Below are 21,546 nucleotides of genomic sequence, written 5' to 3'. Positions count from 1 at the left end.
TATTTAAAAGGTTGAGTAATCCTAACCTATGTCACAGAACATTAAGCTTAGAGTATCCGAGGCTAGGCAGAGGGATATAGGAAGAAAGATAGCTAGGCTTTCAGAAGATACAATGAACAGACTTGGCATCTCTACGGGGGATTATATTGAAATTATTGGACCTAGTGGTTCATCCCTTGTCCAGGCCATGCCACTATATGATATACAGAATAACGAAATACGCATTGACGGTTATGTAAGGAAAACTATAGGCGTAGGAATCGGAGACGAAGTTACAGTAAAAAAGACAAAGGTCGAAAAGGCTACAAAGATTGTGTTGGCTCCAACTCAACAAATAAGATTTGATGAGAGTTTTATCGATTATGTAAAAGACCAGTTAATGTATAGACCATTAGTAAAGGGAGAAACGATTCCAGTTCCGGTATATACTGGAGAGCTGGAACTAATAGTTGTCAATACCCAGCCAAGTAATTACGTTTTCATTGATTCTTCAACTCAACTTGAGATTAGAGAAGAACCAGTAAAAGGTGAAACTGGACATCCTAAAGTAACTTGGGAGGACATAGGGGATCTGGATGATGTCAAAGAAAGGATAAGAGAAATTGTTGAACTTCCCATGAAGCATCCAGAACTTTTCCAAAGGCTCGGAATAGAGCCACCAAAAGGAGTTTTACTTTACGGTCCTCCTGGTGTAGGTAAAACCCTTCTAGCTAAGGCATTAGCTAGCGAAATTGGGGCATATTTTGTTTCAATAAACGGTCCAGAAATTATGAGCAAATTCTACGGTGAAAGTGAAGAGAGGTTAAGACAAATATTCGATGAAGCTGAAAAAAATGCCCCTTCTATAATCTTTATAGACGAGATTGATGCCATAGCTCCTAAAAGAGAGGAAGTTACAGGAGAGGTAGAAAAGAGAGTTGTCGCACAACTTCTCACATTAATGGATGGTATAAAAGGAAGGGGGAAAATTGTTGTAATAGGGGCTACTAATAGAGTTGACGCGGTAGATCCAGCATTAAGAAGACCAGGAAGATTTGATAGAGAAATCGAGATCAGGCCTCCAGATACAAAGGCAAGAAAAGAAATTTTACAAGTTCATACAAGAAATATGCCTATAGATGAGCAGCAAAGGGACAAAGTATTAGATGAAATAGCCGAAACTACTAACGGTTATACCGGTGCGGATTTAGCAGCTTTAGCTAAGGAAGCTGCTCTAAGCGCGTTAAGGAGATTTATAAACGTTAAAAACATAAATTTGGATCAAGGGCAAATTCCCGCTGAGGTACTTAAGGAACTTCAAGTTACGGCTGATGATTTTAGAGATGCTATGAAGACAATACAACCTACTTTACTTAGAGAAGTATATGTAGAAGTTCCAAAGGTAAAATGGATAGATATAGGCGGTCTAGATAACGTTAAGCAGCAATTAAAAGAGGCTGTAGAATGGCAAATCAAATTCCCAGATGTCTTTAGCAAATCTGGAATAAGAGCACCAAAAGGAGTTTTACTTTACGGTCCTCCTGGTACTGGAAAGACAATGCTGGCTAAGGCTGTAGCTACAGAGAGTGGGGCAAACTTCATAGCCGTAAGAGGACCTGAGGTATTGTCAAAGTGGGTTGGAGAAAGTGAAAAAGCGATAAGAGAGATATTCAAGAGAGCTAGACAAACATCGCCTACAGTTATTTTCTTTGATGAGATAGATTCTATAGCTCCTACTAGGGGATTCTCTCATGACAGCGGAGTTACGGAAAGAATGGTAAATCAACTATTAGCTGAGATGGATGGAGTTACAGCTCTAAATAAAGTCGTAGTTATTGCCGCTACTAATAGACCAGATATACTTGATCCAGCTCTATTGAGGCCTGGAAGATTCGATAGACTAATTTATGTTCCACCTCCAGATAAAGTTGCTAGATTAGATATACTTAAGGTTCATACTAGAAATGTCCCATTGGATACTGATGTAAATCTTGAAACGGTTGCTGAGAAGACTGAAGGATATACGGGGGCAGATATAGAAGCATTGGTTAGAGAAGCTACAATGAATATGCTAAGAGAAATTTCTTATAAGTGCGATCAAAAAGCTAAATCAGAATGCACCTCGAATGAAAAATTAGTAGATGAATGTTATAACAAAGAAATGAGAAGGTGTATGGAGAAAACTGAAGGAAAGGTCAGTATGAAACATTTCGAAGAAGCTCTAAAAACTGTAGCTCCAAGCCTATCCAAAGCTGATATAGAAAGATATGAAAGGCTGTCAAAAGAACTAAAAAGATCTACTATAATTTAATTTTTCACAGATGAAGAGGCTCGAAAGGTCTGAATGGTGATGAGCTCGCGCAGGCCTGATATATAAATGCTAGCTTTAGTTCAAAGCTGTATTACTAGTTATTTTTATCAATATTTAAAACTAAATTTTAAGCATAAAAATTATATTAATTTCAAATCAATTAAGGTTACTCGTTACATTTTTTAACAATAAATTTTGAGAGTAAATCTTTAACTCTCCATCTCATTATATCCGAGACTTCTAAACCTACAGCTCCTACATTAGGTTGCCCATATACTATAACATCATCTATATGACCATACATAACGGCGGGTATAACTAATAGATCCTCTTCGCCATCTATAAGTAACGTGCTTTTCTTATTATCATCCAATATTTTTCTAATTCTTTCCATAACGCTTAACCTTATTACGCCTGGCTCATTACGTAAATGTATCGTCTTGGAATCAGCTATATTGTTAACATAGACTTGTCTCTTAGTTTTACCATCAATTATCGACAAAAATGGTATTATACCCTCTTTAACTAAGTAGCTTGTAACTACGTCGCCAACACTTATAATTCTTTTAAACATTAAAATAAAGCTTATTAAGTTATCTTTTCTGGTAAAAAGAATACCATAGGGCCTTCTTAATTCTTCTCTAACCTTGCCTTGAACTACAAAACATATATCTACTTTAGATTGATTGCATATCTCCAAGGTTTCTTAGCCTCAATAAGGTTGGCTAATTCTGATTTCTCGCTTACTATTATTATCATACCATCCCAATCTTTAGCAAATGAATTTCCCCCACATACAGGGCATATATCCTGTTCTAAAGGAACTAGAGCCTTGCAGTTTTTACAAGCCTTAAACACACTTGAGCTTGGCATAACTATCACTTCCCTAATTTTCCAAGTCCTAATTGCCTCATTGTAAGACCTATTCTAGGCATCTTCCCAGAAGAGGATGCTGAAGAAATTGTAACTACTCTAGCTCTTACTATATCACCTTTCTGATATGTTTTCTTGGATTTTTCACCGACTAAAATTCCTCTGACATTATCGAACTTAAAGTTATCATCACCAATCTGAGAAACATGTACCAAACCGTCCATTGGCCCCATATTTACATATATCCCATAATTATCTACCTGGACTATAGGGCCTTCTATTATCTCTTGGATTGTAGGTACAAAAGTCAAGAGTTCAAACTCCACTTCATGATATGTAGCTCCATCTCCGAAAACTATCATTCCTTCTTCGCTAACATTCGCATTAAGTATGCCTAAAACTAGTCCTAAATCTTTAAATAACCGTTCCTGGTATTCACTTTTAAGAATGTTAAGTGCAATATGATTAAGGTCTTCACCAAAGTACTCTGGAGGTATTCTAACAACTCCCTTTGCCTTAATAACTTTAAACATGTCTATCAGCTTAGATAGGGAAATATGATTTTATAATTTTGCCTTTTCCCTTCAAGAAAATTATCTTTAGGCCTTTAGACAGAGCCTTCCTTTTTAGATTTTTATCGTTAGTAAAAATTGCTAAATTGTATAAAGATGCAGTATCTAGCAATATATCATCGACTTGATAATTTCCTTCAGGCTGAGATATTTCTTTCCAATTTTGACTATTAACTTCTAGATAACCTAATGCCAGCCTTATTTTTTTCTGCATAAGAATAGAACCGCTGTATTTTTCCAATAATTTATTTAACTCCATAATAGTAACTTTATGAACATAAAAATTTGGCTTATAATCGAAATAATCTATAATTTTCCAAAAAGGATCTAAACCATCGTATACATATAATAATATATTAGTGTCTACTAAAATTCCTATAGAATTACCTGACCCCATCCTACAAGCCTCCACCTCCCACCTATCTGTCTACTTATAACTAGTCTAACTTTATTTTCCCATACAGCAACAGGCTTTCTAAGCTCTACTTCTATCTCATCTGACTTCGCTGATGTTACTACTCCTAGAGTTGTAGATGAACCTAGAGTTATCATGAGGTTTTCCTTAGACCTTATTGGTTCTACCTTTACCATTTCTTTACTACCTACAACTCTCTCAAGTAATGAATAGGTAAACCTAAGCCTTGACAAAACTTGAATGCTAGATTTTGCATCAATTATTACATTACCTACAAGACTATCGCCTTTAGTTATCGATGGATCTAGAAACGTTCCCATAGCTACTAAGCCTCCAGGCCTTGCTTCCTTAACTTCTAAGTCCCCAAATCTTAGCGAGAATACTTTAGTGTATATAGGTTCATAAAGGACTTTTCCCCGATTTTCAAGTCTAATACCAGGTACAATTTTTACGTCTTGACCTATCTTGAAAACACCTTGTAAAATACTTCCTCCGATTATTCCACCAACCATATCTCTAACATTTGTCCCAGGTTTATTCACATCAAAGCTCCTCACTGCTAGCATTATTGGGACTTTAGTCTCATCTCTAACTGGAGTGGGTATCTTATCTTGAATGGCTTGAATTAATGCATCAATGTTAATTTTATGGAGAGCGCTAACTGGGACTATTGGTGTTCCTTCTGCCCAACTTCCCTTTAGGAAATCTTGGATTTGACGATACTGGTCAATTGCCTCTTCCTTTGAGACTACATCTACCTTATTCTGGACAATTATTAGATTTTTTACACCAACTATTCCAAGTGCTACAAAATGTTCTCTAGTTTGTGGTTGAGGAAAATGTTCATTTGCCGCAACTACTAGAATTGCTCCATCTAATATGGCTGTACCTGATAACATTGTTGCCATAAGCACTTCGTGTCCTGGCGCATCTAGAAATGACACTCGTCTAAGAAACTCTGGTTCTTCATCGCTTCCGCATTGTCTACATGATTCCTCATTCACATATCCATCCGGCTTTCTACATGACTTGCAAAATCCAAAACTAGCTTCGGCATAGCCTAGTTTTATTGTCATACCACGTTTTAGTTCCTCTGAATGCTTGGAAGTCCAAATCCCTGTCAGAGCTTGGACCAAAGTAGTCTTACCATGATCTACATGACCCACGACTCCTATATTGACTTCTGGTTGAACCTTAGGCCAAGCCAAAAAATCACCTTAAAATTACAGCATTTATTTGGACTATTTCATTGCTTATAGTATCTCCTCTAACTGTCTTTCTTCTCCTCTCTCCATCTTCTTCTGGAATGAAACCTGGTTTATCTGAGAGTAATATTCTCCTCTTTGCAGGACCGGAAACATCTGGCCTCATTGGAAACCCGGTATTATCGGAACCACCTGTCACTTTAAGTTTCAGACTAGTTCCCGAGATATCTAGCGTAATTTCGTCGTTTATCTTTATGCCGAAGAGATTCAACTTGCTCTGATCTAAGGATAACTGAAATGCTTTAGTTCTATACGCAGTAACAACTAACTCATCTCCTCCTAGCTTCTCAGCTACTGTTTTATTAACATGAATCTCATTATCAGGGATATTTTCGTCCACTTGAACTAAGAGGTGAACCTTTACATTAACAATCTTATCTCCTTCCTTCCTTATTACGGAGAGAGAAACAAAATTCTCCACACCTAAAGCCTGTTTAGTCTTACTATTAATCTTGCCAAGTGGTACGTTTTTTCCTTCTTTTTCGCCTTCTACAGACTGAATACTTTCGTCTGCCTTTGCCTTAATTTTCATTTGCTTAACCTTCTTAGAAGCTGGGTCCGAGATGACAATTTTAAAGTCCGCCAACTGTATCACCTTTCATTTTGGTATTAAGACACAAGTATATAAACTCGAAGTTATAGACTTGTATATGATTGGCGTACTTTTAGCTCTTCATGGTAGCAGAATTGATGAATGGAGCGATATAGCTGAAAAATATAAGGATCTTCTTACTAGTTATTTTGACTTTGTTGAATATGGATTTCTAGAATTCAATAAACCAACTTTGAGGGAGGCTACAGAGTCTCTAGCATCAAAAGGAGTTGATAAAATAGTAGTAGTACCTTTGCTTTTCGCAGCTGGTATGCATTTTTATAGAGATATACCTAAGTTAATAGGAATAGAAAATAATAAAATAATATTTTCTAATAAACAAATTGAAATAAGAATAACTAAACCAATTGGAGTAGATAAGAGAATCGCAGATATATTAAGGGAAAGAATAGAAGAAACGTTATGATAATAGCAAATTTTGACGGATTATGTGAGCCTAAAAACCCTGGTGGTATAGCTACTTATGGTTATGTCATATTCATCGATAACAAACAAATAGAAGGATACGGCTTGGCCGCAGAACCTTGGAGCAAGGACTCGACAAATAATGTAGCAGAATATATGGGGATATATTGTTTGCTAACAAAGCTATTAGAGCTAGGTATCAAGAGTGCTATAATAAGAGGAGACAGCCAGCTAGTTATAAGACAAATTAATGGGGAATATAGAGTAAAGTCTCAAAGAATATATCAGATCTATAAAAAAGTAATTGATATTGTTAAAAGCATGGATTATATCAAATTCCAATGGGTTCCAAGAACAGAAAACAGCATTGCTGATGAACTGACAAGAAAAGCTTATGAACTAGCAATTAAAGGAAAAATCAAAAAAATTGGGTGCGAATAGCTCTAAGATGAGGAGGCTATTAATAGTTCTGCTGCTGCTGGATCATAACGCCAGTTAGCGGGAAGTTTTCCAGTAACTCTATAGTAATTTACTAATCTTCTTATTTTAGATTCTATTTCCTCTAATCCTTTCTTTGATACTTTATCTTTAGGATATTCTACTAAATGTCTTCTAACATTAACAGCTTTTCTAATTAGATTAAATAGATCTTCTGGAATTTGAGGAGATAACCCTTTTTCCTGGAGAATTACACTCACTTTCTTTCCTGTTATCTGCTTTACCAAAGGTATACCATATTGGTCCCTTAAGATAACGCCTATCATACTAGATCCGTATCCTCTCTTTGCTAGCTCCTCTATTAACATCTCCACTTCTTCTCTGGTAAATCTCACCCACTTTGGAGAACCCGCCCTAACAGGTCTAGTTGAGTGAGATTTGCCTCTTGCCCTTTTTTTATTCATTAAAGTAAACCTCCTTAACTATTATTTTAACTTGTTCTTTTAAGTTCTTCCCTTACCAGATTTGTGCCTTTAACCATATTTTGAAGTTTTTCAAAGGCTATCTTTCTAGGTAATAGCTTAAGTCCACAATCAGGATTGATCCATAGCTTTTCGGCAGGAAAATACTTCATCGAATATTTTATATCCTTAGCAATCTCCTCAGCAGTTTCAACTCTTCTATTATGTACATCAATTACTCCTAGACCTAATTCCTTTTCGTACCCATATTTCTTAAAGAGGTCAAGATATTTATAGTCGTATATTTTCAGTGCAAAGTTTATTTGATCTACATTGAATTCATTCAAATATGGCGCGACTATTCTATAATCGCCATAACAAATATGAAGAACTAACTTAGCATTAATTCCCTTTAATGATTCGTTTACAGCATCTACTGCCCATTCTATATCTTTTTTAGTCGAGTGTATTGCAGGTTCATCGATTTGGATTATCTTTGCTCCTGCCTCAACTAAATTTCGCATTTCCCTGTTTATAATTTTTGCAAGATCAAAAGTAAGATCTTTCATGTCTTTATAATATTCGTTATAAGACCAATATGCAATAGTATATGGACCTGTTATAGTAATTTTAAGATTGGATGTATATGAGATAGATTTTGCATAATTAAATTCGTCAACAAGCATAGGTTCTTTATACTCAACCTTTGAAACTACAGCGGGTTTCCTATAATATGCTGTACCCCAAACTCTAACTGGTCCATAAAATTTAAACCCACCTAATTTTTCAGCGAAAAATTCTGTCATCTCATCACGTCTAACTTCACCATCCGTAGGTACATCCACATTAGCCAAATAATGATCGTGAAGGACTGCAAGTGCAGCATCGTTAAAGGATTCGATCAATTCATCATTAGACATTTTTCCTATCTTACTTAACCTAATAGATTCTCTAAGCCATTTTGGTCTCGGATAACTTCCTATTACAGTTGTTGGTAAGATTGGGAGATCTAACATACTCTCACCTCAATTTGGATAGAAGAGAAAGTTTTCTCTTTGCCACAACTTCTGGAATAAAATCCATAGGTCCAGGATTACCCACAAGAATCTCTTCAGCCCCTTTATCTTTTGCTTTCCTCAATATAAGTCTCATCGAAGATATGCTATCCATCCTAGTATTTCTAGTATTTATAACGCCTAAAAACACTTTTTTCCCATTAAAATATCTATATATTATTCCAAGCTTATTTTTATTTTCTGCTACATCTATACCATAATATGTTACTGGTAACTTAAACAAATACTCAAGCCTAGATGTGTTAAGTTCAAAATATGTTAATAATAAACTAGGTATATTTACCCCTTTGAGCATTTCGTCGTAAATTGATGGCAATCTCTCTAAGATATCTTTCTTAACTAATTTGTCTGAAATCGATGGTTCATGAATCTCTAAAATTTTAACTTGATTACCTATTGATTTAACTACAGAATTTACTACATTTGCATAATCAGAAAGGAGTTCTAGAGAGTCATATACCTTATTTTCAGAAAGATTATGATAGCTTAATGGGCCTAGTATAACTACACTTAACCCGACTTTTATTCCTAATTTATCTAATAACCGTTGATCATCTTTTATATATTTCAAAAATTCATTTGAATTTGGTTTTATTTTCTTTTTTATTATAGGACGTCTATAATAAAAGTTATTATCAAAAAATCTCATCAAATCTCCTTTTTCTGCACCTTCAATGTAACTAAAAGTAACATCTACTACGTCATCCCATCTAAATAGTCCGTCACTACTATACTTTACACCTATCGAATTTACAAGTTTGAAAAACTTTTCTTCTTCCCTTTCTATAGCTTTTTGCAAGATCTCTTCGTTTGCCTTACCGGTTCTATATCTCGAAATTATCTTACCAAGCTGTAGAGCCTTTGGATAGCTTCCTGTTATAGCTATGTCAAATTTTGTTATCCCATCTGGGGAGCTAGAAGGTATACTACATTACCTCCATTTTCCATATCAAACTGTAGTTGTAAAGGTTTTTGTTCCCCAAAGAATAACCTTGTATTGCCTGAAAGATTGGTAAGAACTAGGATATCAGATAGATACTCTGATGAATATGTAGAACTTGTTGGCTTAGTTAATTCTAATTCAGATACAGCACCCATATCCTTAGTTAGTTCTACTTCAACATTAGTTTCAGATTTAGTTGAAAGTTTAATACCGTTCTCATCTGCAGAGAAATCTATTTCATCACTAACAGAGGATATTTGATCAACTGCTTTCTTAAAAGCCGATGAATTAACTAGAGCATTAACATCAAACTGAAGATTTAGCTCTGGAATATCTGGCTGTGAAATATCTATATTATTTATCTTGAATTCCTTCATTATAGATCCCACGATTCTAATGAATACTATAGAAGGATCCTCAGCTGAAAATTCTATTGTTTCATTTCTTCTTGCTGAGCTAATCACTTTCATTAGAAATTGGGTGTTAAATCCGAAATTAATTTCTTCTTCTATTTCATATTCCTTAAACCCTTCCTTAGGAATTTTTAATTTTATTAGTGATATATGAGCTCTATCCATAGCAACTAATTCAATGCCTTCTTTTCCAAATTTAATTGATGCTTCATCTACTAGTCTAGCTAACGCTATTAGGATAGACTTGATGTGCGAAGAATCTTCATAAACTGCCCTCATAGCCACATTCTTAAAGTATAAAGCTTTATCTTTATTTCTCAGGAATTTACTACATGGAATCACAAGTTCCTAGGATAGTAATAGCATCTGACAGGAGTAATTCTGGTAAAACTTTAATTTCCTCAGGCATAATGAAGGCTCTCTCAAAAAGGATGAAAGTGAGAGGATTTAAAGTAGGACCTGACTTTATAGATCCCGGCTATCATAAGATAGCTACAGGTTCACCTTCATTTAACTTAGATCTATTTATGATGGGAAGTGATAACGTTATTAAAACTCTATTGAAATATTCTCCTGGCTATGATATATCTGTAATAGAAGGGGTAATGGGTTTATATGATGGTATAGGTATAGAATTTAGTACATACAAACTATCTGAACTCACAAAAACTCCAATAGTGCTTGTGATGGATTGCAGTAATGTTAGCACAACGGTTGGGGCTATAATTGAAGGTCTTAAAAAATATAGAAACGCGAGAGTTGAAGGAGTGATATTTAACAAGGTTGGATCTTCTAAACATTTCGAGTATTGTAAAGAAGCTACGACTATACCAGTCCTAGGATTTATTCCTTGGGATAAATCAATTCAAATACCCTCAAGGCATCTAGGCCTATATACTGTAGAAGGATATAGAGAAGCTGAAAGAGTAATAAATAATGCTGCTAAGCTAATTGAGGAGAATGTAGATTTAGATAAATTAATTGAAATAGCTAATTCTACAGAACAAATTGAACTTAATAATAACCATAAAGATTTAAATGAAACAGCAAACGAAAATAAAAAAGTAGCTGCAATAGCTTATGATCAGGCATTTAGCTTTTACTATACCGAAAATCTGGACAGAATATCAGAGAAATATAAAATAGAATTCTTTAGTCCTATAAATAATGAAAAAATTGATGAGGCAGAATTTATCTATATAGGTGGAGGATATCCGGAGCTATTTATGAAGGAACTTGAAGCATCTACTACTACGATAAAATGGATTAAAAATTCGTCATACTCTGGTATACCCATCCTTGCTGAATGCGGAGGATTAATGTATCTCTCGAAAAAACTAGTAAATGAACAGGGTAAATACTCGATGGTTGGTCTCTTCGATATTGAAATAGCATCTAAGGGTAAGCTTACTTTAAGTTATACAGAGTTAGAAGCTTTAGAAAAAACATTTGTAGCGGATAAAGGTAAAGTATTAAGAGCCCATGAATTTCATTATTCTTATCCTCTCCAGGTTAATGAGAAAAAGTTTGTATTCAAAAACTTAATGGGAAAAGGTTTATCAGAAGGTTATGACGGTGTAAAAAACGATAAAACCTTAGCTATGTATTCGCACCTTCACTTTTCTGCTGTTGAGAAGAACTCTGTCTTTTAAGCTCTAATCTCTTTACTCTTTCTATATATTCCATCAACCTATCAACGTCTGGGGCATAAAGTCTAATTTTATAGGGTAATTTAGTACTAGTGGAGTCTATTTCCACGTAATGTTTTTCTTTGTTTACATCTATTTTTGAGTCAACTAGATGCTTAGCGTGAAGAAATGTAGAGTAGCCTTTCTTGCTGTATATCCCTTTTTCGGTAACGCTATATGATGTAGGTGCCATAACGCTCATCATTGTAGGTCTTAAGATTTTTCTAAACATGAAGTAACCTACCAAATATAGTGCCTCAAAATATACAAGGTATACCAAAAGTCTTCCATATGTACCAGGAAAACTATCAGCAAATCTCACTAAGTATCCATACGCAATGAATAGTGCTATTATGTAAACTACATATATACCCATCATACTCAAGTTCTTTTTTGCGGCCTCCATATACTCTCTCTGAAGTTCTGCATCGGCTTGAACAATCTTAGTAACATCTTTCTCTTCATAAATTACCCTAGAATTAGCTACTTCGGCAAGTAATTTCCTATCTCTAAACATCGGATTTGTCTTATATTGTATAGAAAAACTTATACCTAGAAATACAACAAAATATATAGCAAGAGCTTCTATATAATATTGTGGAAAGTATGATAAAATAATAGAAATTGCAACTAGCCATACTTGCGTTAACAGAAGAAACTTCCAATTATAAGGATTATAGGGAGTAGCAGACATTTCCTATACCGTTTTATATATTACATGCTTATATTTATTATCAGATGTTAAAGAGAGCTAGCATAATAATATTAACTACTATTATGATTGCTGTTCCCTGCGTTGCCTCACTAACTATTATGGAGGGATTTCCTACTTACCTGACTGAAGTAGAAATACAATGTTATCCAAAATACATAGTAAATATAACAATAAATAATGAAACTGATATTCTTATCATTACAACCAATTTTAACATAACAGGTAACTTTACACATATATATCATTTTAGTAATAAATATACTATGAATTTAAACTATCTTGATGGCCAAAACATAACATATGTTCTCTACATAAATAAGGGACAACTAGTTTTAGGCAATGTATCAATAAAATCCATTTATATAGGACACATATCTAATATAACTGAATTCTTTAGTAATATTTCAGCTCCTATCACTACGAATCCACAAGTAAGAAATAATCCATTAGACCTCAATTACTTTATGATAATTATAATGGTTGTTGTTATTATTGTATCTATAACACTAAAGTTAGTAAAACGCAATAAGTAAATACTTAAATATCATTGCTGTAAGATAGATATATGAACCTAAAAGAAGAGATAAGAAAGACATGGGAATCTGGGCTTCCAGTACTTGTATATGATTTTGATGGAAGAGAGGAAGAAACGGATATGATATTCTACGCTGGGGTAATAGATTGGAAAAAAATTTTAACTCTTAGAAATAAAGCTGGTGGTCTAATTTGTTACGCTACAGGTCATAATGAGACAGAAAAATTAGGCTTATCCTTTCTAACAAAAATTCTAGAAAAAGCAGGGTATTCTAAACTTATAAAAAGACCAAAATATGGGGATGAACCAGCATTTATGATTTATGTAAATCACATAAGTACAACTACGGGTATATCAGATTATGATAGGGCAACAACAATAAGTAAACTTCACTCGATAATTGAGGAAATTGACCTTGAAGATAAGGATGCAATAAATAGATTTTACAATGAATTTTATGCACCGGGTCACGTTCCAGTTCTTGCTTCTAGAGGACTAAAGAATAGAAGGGGACACACAGAATTGTCTGTAGCATTAGCTGAATATGTAGGGCTTAAAAAAAGCGTTGTATTTGCTGAAATGCTAGATGAAGGTAAAAGCTTGAACAAAGAAAAGGCTTATAGATTTAGCAGAAACGAAGGGATTCCACTAGTTACAGGGAAAGACATTTTGGAGGTAGTCTATCCTTGAGAAAATATGGTATAGCTGATACCACATTTTCTAGAGTTAATATGGCATCAGTAGCAATAGAGACTATTAAGGAGACTGATCCAGGCTCTAAGATAGAGCGATATACCGTCCCTGGAATAAAAGACTTACCAGTAGCTGCAAGAAAACTAATAGAATTGGGGTGTGATGGTGTTATAACTTTAGGGTGGGTAGGAAAGACAATGCTTGACAAGTATAGCTATCTGGCGTCAAGCATTGGTTTAATAACAGTACAGATACTTACAATGAAACATGTAATTGATGTAACAGTCCACGAAGACGAAGCTGAAGATGAAGACAAATTGAAAGATATAGCTATAGATAGGACGGAAAAACATGCTAAAAATCTAGTTTACCTTGTAAGAGATGGAAAAGAAGCGTTAACATCTTTTGCTGGTAAGGGTTTAAGGCAGGGGTACAAAAATGCAGGAAGCCTCGATTAAATTAGGAATAGTTGTTGCTGAGTTTAATTACGATATAACTAAGCTCATGCTAGATCGAGCTATTTCTCATATAGAATTTCTAGGTGGTGTAGTACAAATTATATTTAGCGTTCCGGGTTCTTTTGAAATACCGTTAGCTGTCAAGAAATTAGCTAAAAGAGATGATATAGACGGAATAGTAGTATTAGGTGCAATAATAAAGGGCGAAACCAAACATGATGACCTAATAGGTAACCAGGTTGCGAGACTAATTTCGGATATAAGTCTGGAATATGAAAAGCCTGTTGCATTAGGGATAATAGGTCCTGGAGCAACGCATGAGCAAGCTATGGAAAGAATAGAAGAGTACTCGACAAGAGCAGCAGAATCTGCAATAAAGATGATAAGAAGACTAAGAAAAATGGAATATAATAAAGAAAAGGTAATAAAATGAAGATTCTCGTTATAGAGTTTATAAATTATAGAGAATGGACAGAAACTCTTGGAACTGATAGAGAATGGATAATACAGACAACACAGCATAGGTTAGCTGCATCGTCTAACGAGATTGTATCAAAAGAGGGAAGTTTTCTTTTACCTTTAAGGTATGATTATTATTTAATTCCAGTTGATGGAATTTCAGAATATCAAAAATTGGAAATATTTAAAGGAATATCATCAATATCACCTCTCCCGATAAGAGCGTGCGAGGAATATGGGAAAACACCGCTAGAAGCTCAGACTAAGGCTACACAATGTCTAGATAAATTAGGAGAAGGTAGAATAGAGATCTCTACTTCTAGAGATGAGGATGTAATAGTAGGACATTTTGATTTAAACGGTTTCTCGAATCTATCTAGACAGTCCGTCTATGAAGCCTTTCTAAAAGTTAACAGAATATACACTAGCATAACAGAAATGGCAAAAGAAATAGGAGGTATAACGCAATATTTAGGAGGAGATAATATAATAGTACTATCAACTATTGATAATATAAGTGATCTAATAGACATTACAAAAAGAATAACCGATGTAAAATTAGGAATAGGAAGAGGTAAAAATCCAAGATTGGCAATGAAAGGAGCAACGTCAGCTTTGGAAACTATACGTTCTAATAGGGAACTTAGATGGATAGTAAAGTCATTAATGTAGGAATGGCTTTAGTAGGCGAAGAATTGGAACCACTAAAAGAAGTCAATATAGAAATTACTGACGGAATAGTAACTCATATAGGGAATGGATATCAAACAGGCGAAGATTTTAGGACTGGGATAGCTTTACCGGCTCTAGTAAACTCTCATACACACTCAGCAGACTTTATTGAACCAGAATTTGGAATAGATAAGAGTATAAAGGAACTTGTAGGAGATCCAAGTAGCGAAAAATATAGAATTCTAAAAAGTAAGAGGAAAATAGAGATAGTAAAATCTATAGAAAAATTCCTAAACCTAGAAAATGAGTTAGGCATATCAATAGTAGTTGATTTCAGAGAAGAAGGAATTTACGGTTCTACAATAGTAAACGATTTAAGGAAATTAAACTGGATCACTTATAAAGTTTTAGGGAGATTAGAAAAAGATGAGTTTAATGATTATAATTTAAGAAAATTATATAATTTATCCGATGGTTACGGGTTACCAACTGCAACTACATATAACAGTGTTGAACTTAAGAGTATAAGAGATATATTTGGCAATAAAATAGTAGCTGTTCACGTATCAGAGACAATGAAACAAAATTTAGCTGGTGACTTCGAGTATATTATAAAACATATTAAGCCTGATATAATAATACATGGGACTCATCTAACAGAGGATGAAATTATGATAGTAAAGGAAAAGGGAATTTCTATAGTTACATGTCCAAGAAGCAATATGTGGTTCTCTACTGGTATTCCTAGACTAAATCTAATGTTAAGACATCATGTAAATCTTCTCCTAGGTACAGATAATGGTGCTTGGATACATCCTGATTTATGGAGAGAAATGGAAACTGCCCTCTTGATTAGTAGACTATTAGATCCTCAGTCCGACTATTCAAAAGAAATTATAAAAGGAGCAACTATAAATGGTAAGATATTTGGAGCTAATCCTTTAATTGAAGGTAAAAAAGCTAATTTCATTGTAATTGAAGGAGAGAGAAATAACATTCTTAATTCTAGAAATATTTATCAGGCCATCGCAAAGAGAGGAGGGGTAGTATTATTTAGGAGCCCTAGGAGCGACCCAAAATACAAGTGAGGGACCTCCTTCTGTTCCATTTTCTACTCTCATAGGTAAGTTTTCCCCAAAGCTTATCTTTATATTCTTAGTTATTCCCGAAACTGATGCGACTGTTTTTAATACCTCAAGACCATATACTGCCTTAGCCGGTTTTTCAACATTTAATTCCAATAATGGACTATCCTTTACTAGTTTAGCGATATAGGACTTTCCAGATTCCTCCGCAATAATTGACAATCCGTTTTCTTCAGATGAGAACGTAGTCTCCTCACTACTGATCTCTAATGCATCATCTATAACAGTTTTTAGAATTCTTTCAGGCATGACGGCTAAAGTAGATAGTGGAACATTAGGTTCCTTAATTCCTTCTACATCTGTCTTTTCTGCCTTTATATACATATTGCTTCGTGTCTTAGTTCTCTCATCTCTTATGACTACTTTAATACCAGAATCCGTTTCCTCAATTTCTATTCTTGAATTCTTGGATTTAGCCTTAGACAATAGTTTTTTTATGTCCTTAAGATTAAGCTTTATTCCCACTTCTTTTTCTATTTCATATTCATCCATTACGCCCTTAGGTATGTTAATTATACACATTATTACTTTGTCTTCAGTAAGATATTTGGAATTTATACCATTTTCTGTAAAATTAATTGTTATAGTGTCCGTTAACTTAGAAATAGAAGAGAGAAGAGCATAAAAATCATTAACACTATTATATATGGCCTTAAATGGCATTCTCGTCACCTTCCTTCTTTTTTGGTTTTCTAGATTTCCTTACGCTCTTCTTTTTCTCAGCTTTTTTCCTTTGTGAGGCTAATATAGTCTCATAATTTTCCTCAAATAATTTCTTTGCTTCTTCAATTGAAATCTTTCCTGAAATAAGGTTATACCATACATCCGTATTTTTCATTAGAAGTTCAATATCTTGCAAAGACATTGCAGGAAGATCATCATCTCCACCTCTACTTCTTTCTTCTACTTCAGAATCGGTTTTCTCTTCCTCTTCTTTTCCTTCATAACTACTCTCATCCGACATAATTCCACCTAACTAGAACGAACTAAAACTATTTCGTCTTGCAATATATCTCTTGTTATAATTAATCCTTTCGGTAATCTCAGTAAACTATTGTATATTGCCTTATAAATATCCATATCGCTACCACCTAAAAGTTTACTTATATATTCTAACTCTCCAGGCTCTATCATATTAAGCACAAAGATGTAAGCCGAGTTTGGAATTAGTTTTTTAACATATTCAGATGTTTGAGAAATTAAAATAAAACCAAATCCAAACTTACGCCCTTCTGCAAATAATTTTTCCATCAACTGTAGACCGCTTTCTTTTGAAAGAACAAAATGAGCCTCATCTATAACTATCATTTTCCTTAGTTTAGATTGACCTGAAACATACATATATGATAGAATAGACCGGAGTATTGTGTCTATCAATATGTATCTTATCTCTAATGTAGGAATTTTTGAGAAATCTATTATTACCGGATTATTTATTATTTCGCTTATATTAATAGAATTATACATAAATATTTTATTTGTAATAAAACTTAAATATGGCTCTATAGACTGATACTTGTTAATCTCCTGAGCATTTGTTGCGAGAGTTTTCTTTCTATTAAGAAGAACAAGAATATCTCTGAAATTTGGAGGATCTAGAATCCATGTTGTATCATCTTCCTCATATATACCCTTCTCCTGATATGCTTCAAAAATTAAATTAGACAAATCAATAGTTTGAATATTTCCAAGATTAAAGAGAGATTTTAAAACATAAGCTACTTCAAGCGATCTTTCACGAGGAGACTGACCCAATAATGATAAGGGATTTATAGATATTTTTGAAGCATCTAATCTTTTGATTCCTTCTATATCATATTCGCCATGAACATCAAAAATTGTATAATTTAACTTTCCTACTTCAAGGATTTTCTTTGCTAGGAAAGATTTCCCAGATCCGCTCGTTCCCAAGATTATCATGTTAAAATTTTTATTATCATTTATGTTGATACAGTATTTTCCATTTAATGGAGACCATTTATACATACTATTTGTTCTTATTCTATGGAAACTTAAATGGGTCTTCTTCAGTACTGCTTCGATTTTACCAAAGCATATTCCTTCTAGATCTAATGAAGGTAGTTCAACTTGAGACAAAATATATGGTAATGAGATCCAACTCAGTAATTGTAATGGGATTAAATATGTATAATTGAGTAATATAACTATGATATAGCTAATTAAAATACCTAATATCAAAATAAAATTTTTATAGAGATAAATAGAGATGAAAGTCATAATACTTGAGAATATTATAATTTTCCAAGACAATTTAAGCCTAAATTTGCTAAGCGATGATATAAACGAATCGTTTATTCCTCTTCTACTAAAAATAGAAATTAACATGAACATAATAATTCCAGAAAAATAGGAAAATATATTATCAATATTCATTATATTTATATTTAAAAATAAATATAACATATAATACTCAAAATAATACGAAATGGCAATCACATAGGAAGAGAATAATGCTACAAAGACTAAAGAATTAAGAAAAAGCGAAGCTGAAATATAAAAATCCTTATAAACTCCATAAAGAGGTCCAACAAGAAGTGGGAAGTAAAAGTGAAGGAATAGTACTTCACTAATAAGTATAGAAGATGCGATCAGATGTCTTAATTCTTGCATATTTTAATTTAATCTTTATTACCTTATTAGTTATATACGCTCATGAAGGAATACCAACTGGAATTCTTAAGAACCTTGAAAGACCTAGGTTATACTGAGCTCACACCAATTCAGAAAATCGCTATTCCTAAAGTTCTTTCTGGTAAGGATACATTAATAATAGCTCCAACAGGTTATGGAAAAACCGAGGCTGCTACAATACCTGTTTTTTATCAGACTTTCATAAGTAAGCCATCCAAGATTTCTTCATTATATATCACGCCTTTAAGGGCATTAAATAGAGATATTGAAACTAGGCTTACTAAAGTTGGCGATAGACTGGGAATAAAAGTAGGAACTAGACATGGAGATACTACAAGAAAAGAAAGAAGAAATATAAGGGATAGTCCTCCGGATATGCTTATTACAACTCCTGAATCTCTTCAATATCTTATATTGAATGAGAAATTTAGGGAATTATTTTCAAATTTAAACTGGATTATAGTTGATGAAATTCAGGAAATGATAGACGAAAAGAGAGGATATGAGCTTTCTGTTGTTTTAGAAAGAATAAAAAATCTTGCAAAGAAAAAAATACAATTAATAGGAATTTCTGCGACTATAGGAGATATTGAGTTGGCTAAAATGTACCTTAATCGTACTGGAGATGTTGAAGTCGCAAGAATAGATGGTAGGAAGGAAATGGAGATTTCTTTATCTATACCTCAAATTAATTCGATAAATCTACAAAAAACCTTAGATATTGGTCTTGACCCAGGAGTCTTAGCGAGGTTAGAATATATTAATGAAATAATATCCAAGTATAAACCTGTCCTGATTTTTACAAATACTAGGGAGACTGCAGAATTTCTCGCCAGCGAGCTTAGAACAATGTACAAAGTTAATATTGCGACCCATCATGGCTCATTATCGCGTGAAATAAGAGTACAGATCGAGAAACAATTTAAGGAAGGAAAGATCGATGCTATAGTAGCTACTTCTAGCCTAGAATTAGGAATAGATATAGGTAAAATATCACTAGTTATTCAATATATGTCACCGAGACAAGCGATAAGGCTTATTCAAAGGATAGGTAGAAGTGGGCACACGGTAGGAAGAAAATCTAATGGAATTATCTTGCCAGGAAATTACATCTATGATATTCTTGAATGCAAAGCTATAAGCGAATTAATAGAAGAGGGATATCTAGAAAAATCCGAATATGAGTCAAACCCGCTGGACGTATTAGCTCATGAAATTGTTGGAATGGTTCTAGAGGGATATTCCAATCTTGACGAGATAAAAGAAATTATAAGTAGGTCAATATTCTTCTCTGAAATTTCTAGTGACGAAATTGATCAAGTTATATCGTTGTTAGAAGCGGAACGAATTATCAAGGTTAGAGAGAACAAAATCCTACCTGGATATAGATCATGGAAATATTACTATAACGTAAATATGATTCCTGATTCTGTAAGAAGTTACGACGTAATAAATGTAGCGAACGATACAAAGATAGGAAGACTTGACGAAGAGTTTGTCACTTTAATTGATGAAGAAAGTGTATTCATATTAGGTGGTAAATTATGGAAAGTGATTTCTATAGACAATGATAAAATATTTGTAAGTTCTACGGAGCTTAAGAATGGAACGTTACCTAGTTGGTTTGGAGAATCTATTCCGGTTGAAAAGGAAATTTCTAAAAGAGTTTTCAAATATTTACATAATGCTCTATCCTCTAATATGAAAGAATATAATGAAGTGAGAAATCTATTAGAAGAACACATAAAAAGAGGATATCCTGAGATATCAAATGAAATTATATTGGTTGAGATCGTAAATACTAACCTGATTGTAATTCACTCTCCATTTGGAACTAGAGGAAATAATTCATTGGGAGCAGTACTCTCACTTGTACTATCATCACAAAAAGGTATTAGAACTTCCTATCGAAACGATCCTTATAATATAGTTATTGCGTCTATGCTTCCTATAACAAAAGAGGATATTGAAAGGGCAATACAAACAATTCTTTCATTAAAGTCAACAAAAACAGAGGAAATATTAAAAGATGCGATAAAAGAAAGCCCACAGTTCAAATGGAAGCTTTTGGTAGAAGCAGAGAGATTTGGAGCAATTGATCCAAATGCCGATATCGCAATAAATAGTACAATTCTCAAAGCGTATACCAATACAATTATTGGCGAAGAGGCGGTTAAGGAAATGATGATAAAAAATTACGATAAATATATCTTCGATGAACTGAAAAAATATTCATGGAAAATTGTGGAAGTCCCTTCCCCTTCTCCCCTTGCTAAGGAGTTTCTTAATAGAATACTGATAATGGAACATGATGATACATCAGCCGTTCTAGAGGTCTTTAAGGCTAGACTTTTGTCAAAGGATGTTAGACTGATATGCACTGTTTGTGGATGGACTGAAGTAACTAGAGTGAAATCGTGTCCTGAAGCTTGTCCTTCATGTTCGTCAGTTTTTCTTACAGTAACTTTTAGTGACGATAAAGATGCAGTTGAAATTATAAGAAAAAACATTAAAGGACAAAAACTTAAAAGAAATGAAATTAAGAGACTTAATGAGCTAAAAACTGTTTCATCTCTTTTTTCATATTACAAAAAATTCGCAGCAATTGGTATATCAGCTAGAGGAGTGGGTCCTGGCAATCTAGGAAGAATACTTAGATCCCTAACGCAAGGAGAAGATAAGTTTTATGAAGCAATATTGGAGGAAGAGAAAAAATTCTTAAGAACCAGGAAATACTGGGAACACTAAGTTTAATTAAGAAAACA

General features: G+C 33.7%; 26 protein-coding genes. 12 read left to right on the top strand and 14 right to left on the bottom strand.

Going from position 1 to position 21,546, the window contains the following annotated elements; genetic code table 11:
- Positions 1-28 precede the first annotated feature (28 nt).
- Positions 29-2,290, top strand: a complete 2,262-nt coding sequence (locus CM19_RS09285) for a CDC48 family AAA ATPase (RefSeq protein WP_048100166.1) — start codon at positions 29-31, stop codon at positions 2,288-2,290.
- Positions 2,291-2,456: 166 nt separating this feature from the next.
- Here CM19_RS09285 and CM19_RS09280 read toward each other — a convergent pair whose 3' ends face one another.
- The 6 genes from CM19_RS09280 to CM19_RS09255 form a co-directional block, all read right to left on the bottom strand.
- Positions 2,457-2,864, bottom strand: a complete 408-nt coding sequence (locus CM19_RS09280) for a GTP-dependent dephospho-CoA kinase family protein (protein ID WP_235185662.1) — start codon at positions 2,862-2,864, stop codon at positions 2,457-2,459.
- A gap of 98 nt (positions 2,865-2,962) precedes the next feature.
- A complete protein-coding gene (gene spt4, locus CM19_RS09275; protein WP_048100276.1) occupies positions 2,963-3,163 on the bottom strand; it encodes a transcription elongation factor subunit Spt4 in 201 nt (66 codons plus the stop codon).
- A gap of 5 nt (positions 3,164-3,168) precedes the next feature.
- Positions 3,169-3,696: a DNA-directed RNA polymerase gene (locus tag CM19_RS09270; protein ID WP_048100164.1), complete on the bottom strand. Its 528-nt coding sequence runs from the start codon at positions 3,694-3,696 to the stop codon at positions 3,169-3,171.
- Positions 3,697-3,706: 10 nt separating this feature from the next.
- Positions 3,707-4,147 (bottom strand): type II toxin-antitoxin system VapC family toxin, encoded by a 441-nt coding sequence (locus CM19_RS09265; protein ID WP_235185661.1) that lies wholly within the window; start codon positions 4,145-4,147, stop codon positions 3,707-3,709.
- Positions 4,111-5,358 carry a translation initiation factor IF-2 subunit gamma gene (locus CM19_RS09260; protein ID WP_048100162.1) on the bottom strand — a complete coding sequence of 416 codons (1,248 nt, stop codon included), beginning with the start codon at positions 5,356-5,358 and terminating at the stop codon, positions 4,111-4,113. The genes CM19_RS09265 and CM19_RS09260 overlap by 37 nt, the downstream gene beginning before the upstream one ends.
- A gap of 4 nt (positions 5,359-5,362) precedes the next feature.
- Entirely contained in the window at positions 5,363-6,001 is a 639-nt protein-coding gene (locus tag CM19_RS09255; protein ID WP_048100161.1) for a 30S ribosomal protein S6e, read from the bottom strand.
- Positions 6,002-6,065: 64 nt separating this feature from the next.
- Between CM19_RS09255 and CM19_RS09250 the strand changes: the two genes are divergently transcribed.
- Together CM19_RS09250 and rnhA are read left to right on the top strand one after the other, a co-directional pair.
- Complete coding sequence (locus CM19_RS09250) at positions 6,066-6,434, top strand: CbiX/SirB N-terminal domain-containing protein (protein WP_048100160.1); 369 nt, start codon at positions 6,066-6,068, stop codon at positions 6,432-6,434.
- A complete protein-coding gene (gene rnhA, locus CM19_RS09245) occupies positions 6,431-6,874 on the top strand; it encodes a ribonuclease HI (RefSeq protein WP_048100159.1) in 444 nt (147 codons plus the stop codon). Before CM19_RS09250 ends, rnhA begins: the two co-directional genes overlap by 4 nt.
- Before the next feature lie 2 nt (positions 6,875-6,876).
- On the opposite strand, the gene CM19_RS09240 is transcribed toward rnhA, so the two are convergent.
- From CM19_RS09240 to pcn, 4 genes are read right to left on the bottom strand one after another with little or no spacing between them, the layout of a single operon-like run.
- Positions 6,877-7,335: a 30S ribosomal protein S15 gene (locus tag CM19_RS09240; RefSeq protein WP_048100158.1), complete on the bottom strand. Its 459-nt coding sequence runs from the start codon at positions 7,333-7,335 to the stop codon at positions 6,877-6,879.
- Between the two features lie 26 nt (positions 7,336-7,361).
- Entirely contained in the window at positions 7,362-8,348 is a 987-nt protein-coding gene (locus CM19_RS09235) for a methionine synthase (RefSeq protein ID WP_048100157.1), read from the bottom strand.
- 4 nt (positions 8,349-8,352) lie between these two features.
- Positions 8,353-9,294, bottom strand: coding sequence for a uroporphyrinogen decarboxylase/cobalamine-independent methonine synthase family protein (locus tag CM19_RS09230; RefSeq protein ID WP_268744941.1), 942 nt, complete (start codon positions 9,292-9,294; stop codon positions 8,353-8,355).
- Positions 9,295-9,305: 11 nt separating this feature from the next.
- Entirely contained in the window at positions 9,306-10,043 is a 738-nt protein-coding gene (pcn, locus tag CM19_RS09225) for a proliferating cell nuclear antigen (pcna) (RefSeq protein ID WP_048100155.1), read from the bottom strand.
- Positions 10,044-10,096: 53 nt separating this feature from the next.
- Between pcn and CM19_RS09220 the strand changes: the two genes are divergently transcribed.
- The gene (locus CM19_RS09220; protein WP_048100154.1) at positions 10,097-11,416 is read left to right on the top strand and encodes a cobyrinic acid a,c-diamide synthase CobB; all 1,320 of its coding nucleotides are present in this window, start codon (positions 10,097-10,099) and stop codon (positions 11,414-11,416) included.
- Here the strand turns inward: CM19_RS09220 and CM19_RS09215 are convergent.
- Positions 11,364-12,146 carry a DUF2208 domain-containing protein gene (locus tag CM19_RS09215; protein ID WP_048100153.1) on the bottom strand — a complete coding sequence of 261 codons (783 nt, stop codon included), beginning with the start codon at positions 12,144-12,146 and terminating at the stop codon, positions 11,364-11,366. The genes CM19_RS09220 and CM19_RS09215 overlap by 53 nt on opposite strands.
- Before the next feature lie 44 nt (positions 12,147-12,190).
- Between CM19_RS09215 and CM19_RS09210 the strand changes: the two genes are divergently transcribed.
- The 6 genes from CM19_RS09210 to CM19_RS09185 are packed head-to-tail and all read left to right on the top strand — an operon-like array spanning position 12,191 to position 16,072.
- Entirely contained in the window at positions 12,191-12,700 is a 510-nt protein-coding gene (locus tag CM19_RS09210) for a hypothetical protein (protein WP_150111418.1), read from the top strand.
- Between the two features lie 32 nt (positions 12,701-12,732).
- A complete protein-coding gene (locus CM19_RS09205) occupies positions 12,733-13,392 on the top strand; it encodes a 3,4-dihydroxy-2-butanone-4-phosphate synthase (protein ID WP_048100151.1) in 660 nt (219 codons plus the stop codon).
- The gene (gene ribC, locus CM19_RS09200; protein ID WP_081801258.1) at positions 13,389-13,853 is read left to right on the top strand and encodes a riboflavin synthase; all 465 of its coding nucleotides are present in this window, start codon (positions 13,389-13,391) and stop codon (positions 13,851-13,853) included. Before CM19_RS09205 ends, ribC begins: the two co-directional genes overlap by 4 nt.
- Positions 13,834-14,286 (top strand): 6,7-dimethyl-8-ribityllumazine synthase, encoded by a 453-nt coding sequence (ribH, locus tag CM19_RS09195; protein WP_048100150.1) that lies wholly within the window; start codon positions 13,834-13,836, stop codon positions 14,284-14,286. The genes ribC and ribH overlap by 20 nt, the downstream gene beginning before the upstream one ends.
- Positions 14,283-14,984, top strand: a complete 702-nt coding sequence (locus tag CM19_RS09190; RefSeq protein WP_048100149.1) for a GTP cyclohydrolase IIa — start codon at positions 14,283-14,285, stop codon at positions 14,982-14,984. Before ribH ends, CM19_RS09190 begins: the two co-directional genes overlap by 4 nt.
- The gene (locus CM19_RS09185) at positions 14,960-16,072 is read left to right on the top strand and encodes an amidohydrolase family protein (protein WP_048100148.1); all 1,113 of its coding nucleotides are present in this window, start codon (positions 14,960-14,962) and stop codon (positions 16,070-16,072) included. The genes CM19_RS09190 and CM19_RS09185 overlap by 25 nt, the downstream gene beginning before the upstream one ends.
- Here CM19_RS09185 and CM19_RS09180 read toward each other — a convergent pair.
- From CM19_RS09180 to CM19_RS13120, 3 genes are read right to left on the bottom strand one after another with little or no spacing between them, the layout of a single operon-like run.
- Complete coding sequence (locus tag CM19_RS09180) at positions 16,034-16,792, bottom strand: beta clamp domain-containing protein (protein ID WP_048100147.1); 759 nt, start codon at positions 16,790-16,792, stop codon at positions 16,034-16,036. The genes CM19_RS09185 and CM19_RS09180 overlap by 39 nt on opposite strands.
- Positions 16,782-17,093: an RNA polymerase subunit Rpo13 gene (locus CM19_RS09175; protein ID WP_048100146.1), complete on the bottom strand. Its 312-nt coding sequence runs from the start codon at positions 17,091-17,093 to the stop codon at positions 16,782-16,784. The genes CM19_RS09180 and CM19_RS09175 overlap by 11 nt, the downstream gene beginning before the upstream one ends.
- 8 nt (positions 17,094-17,101) lie before the next feature.
- Positions 17,102-18,115, bottom strand: a complete 1,014-nt coding sequence (locus CM19_RS13120; RefSeq protein WP_160164881.1) for an ATP-binding protein — start codon at positions 18,113-18,115, stop codon at positions 17,102-17,104.
- A 241-nt stretch (positions 18,116-18,356) separates the two neighbouring features.
- On the opposite strand from CM19_RS13120, the gene CM19_RS13115 reads away from it, so the two are divergent.
- Complete coding sequence (locus CM19_RS13115; RefSeq protein ID WP_160164880.1) at positions 18,357-18,500, top strand: hypothetical protein; 144 nt, start codon at positions 18,357-18,359, stop codon at positions 18,498-18,500.
- A 302-nt stretch (positions 18,501-18,802) separates the two neighbouring features.
- Positions 18,803-21,529 carry a DEAD/DEAH box helicase gene (locus tag CM19_RS09165; protein WP_048100145.1) on the top strand — a complete coding sequence of 909 codons (2,727 nt, stop codon included), beginning with the start codon at positions 18,803-18,805 and terminating at the stop codon, positions 21,527-21,529.
- Positions 21,530-21,546 lie beyond the last annotated feature (17 nt).

It is taken from the genome of Candidatus Acidianus copahuensis, from assembly GCF_000632495.1.
GTDB classification, from domain to species: domain Archaea; phylum Thermoproteota; class Thermoprotei_A; order Sulfolobales; family Sulfolobaceae; genus Acidianus; species Acidianus copahuensis.
Note: the sequence above shows the minus strand (reverse complement) of the source record. Positions and strands in the feature narration are given on the sequence as shown.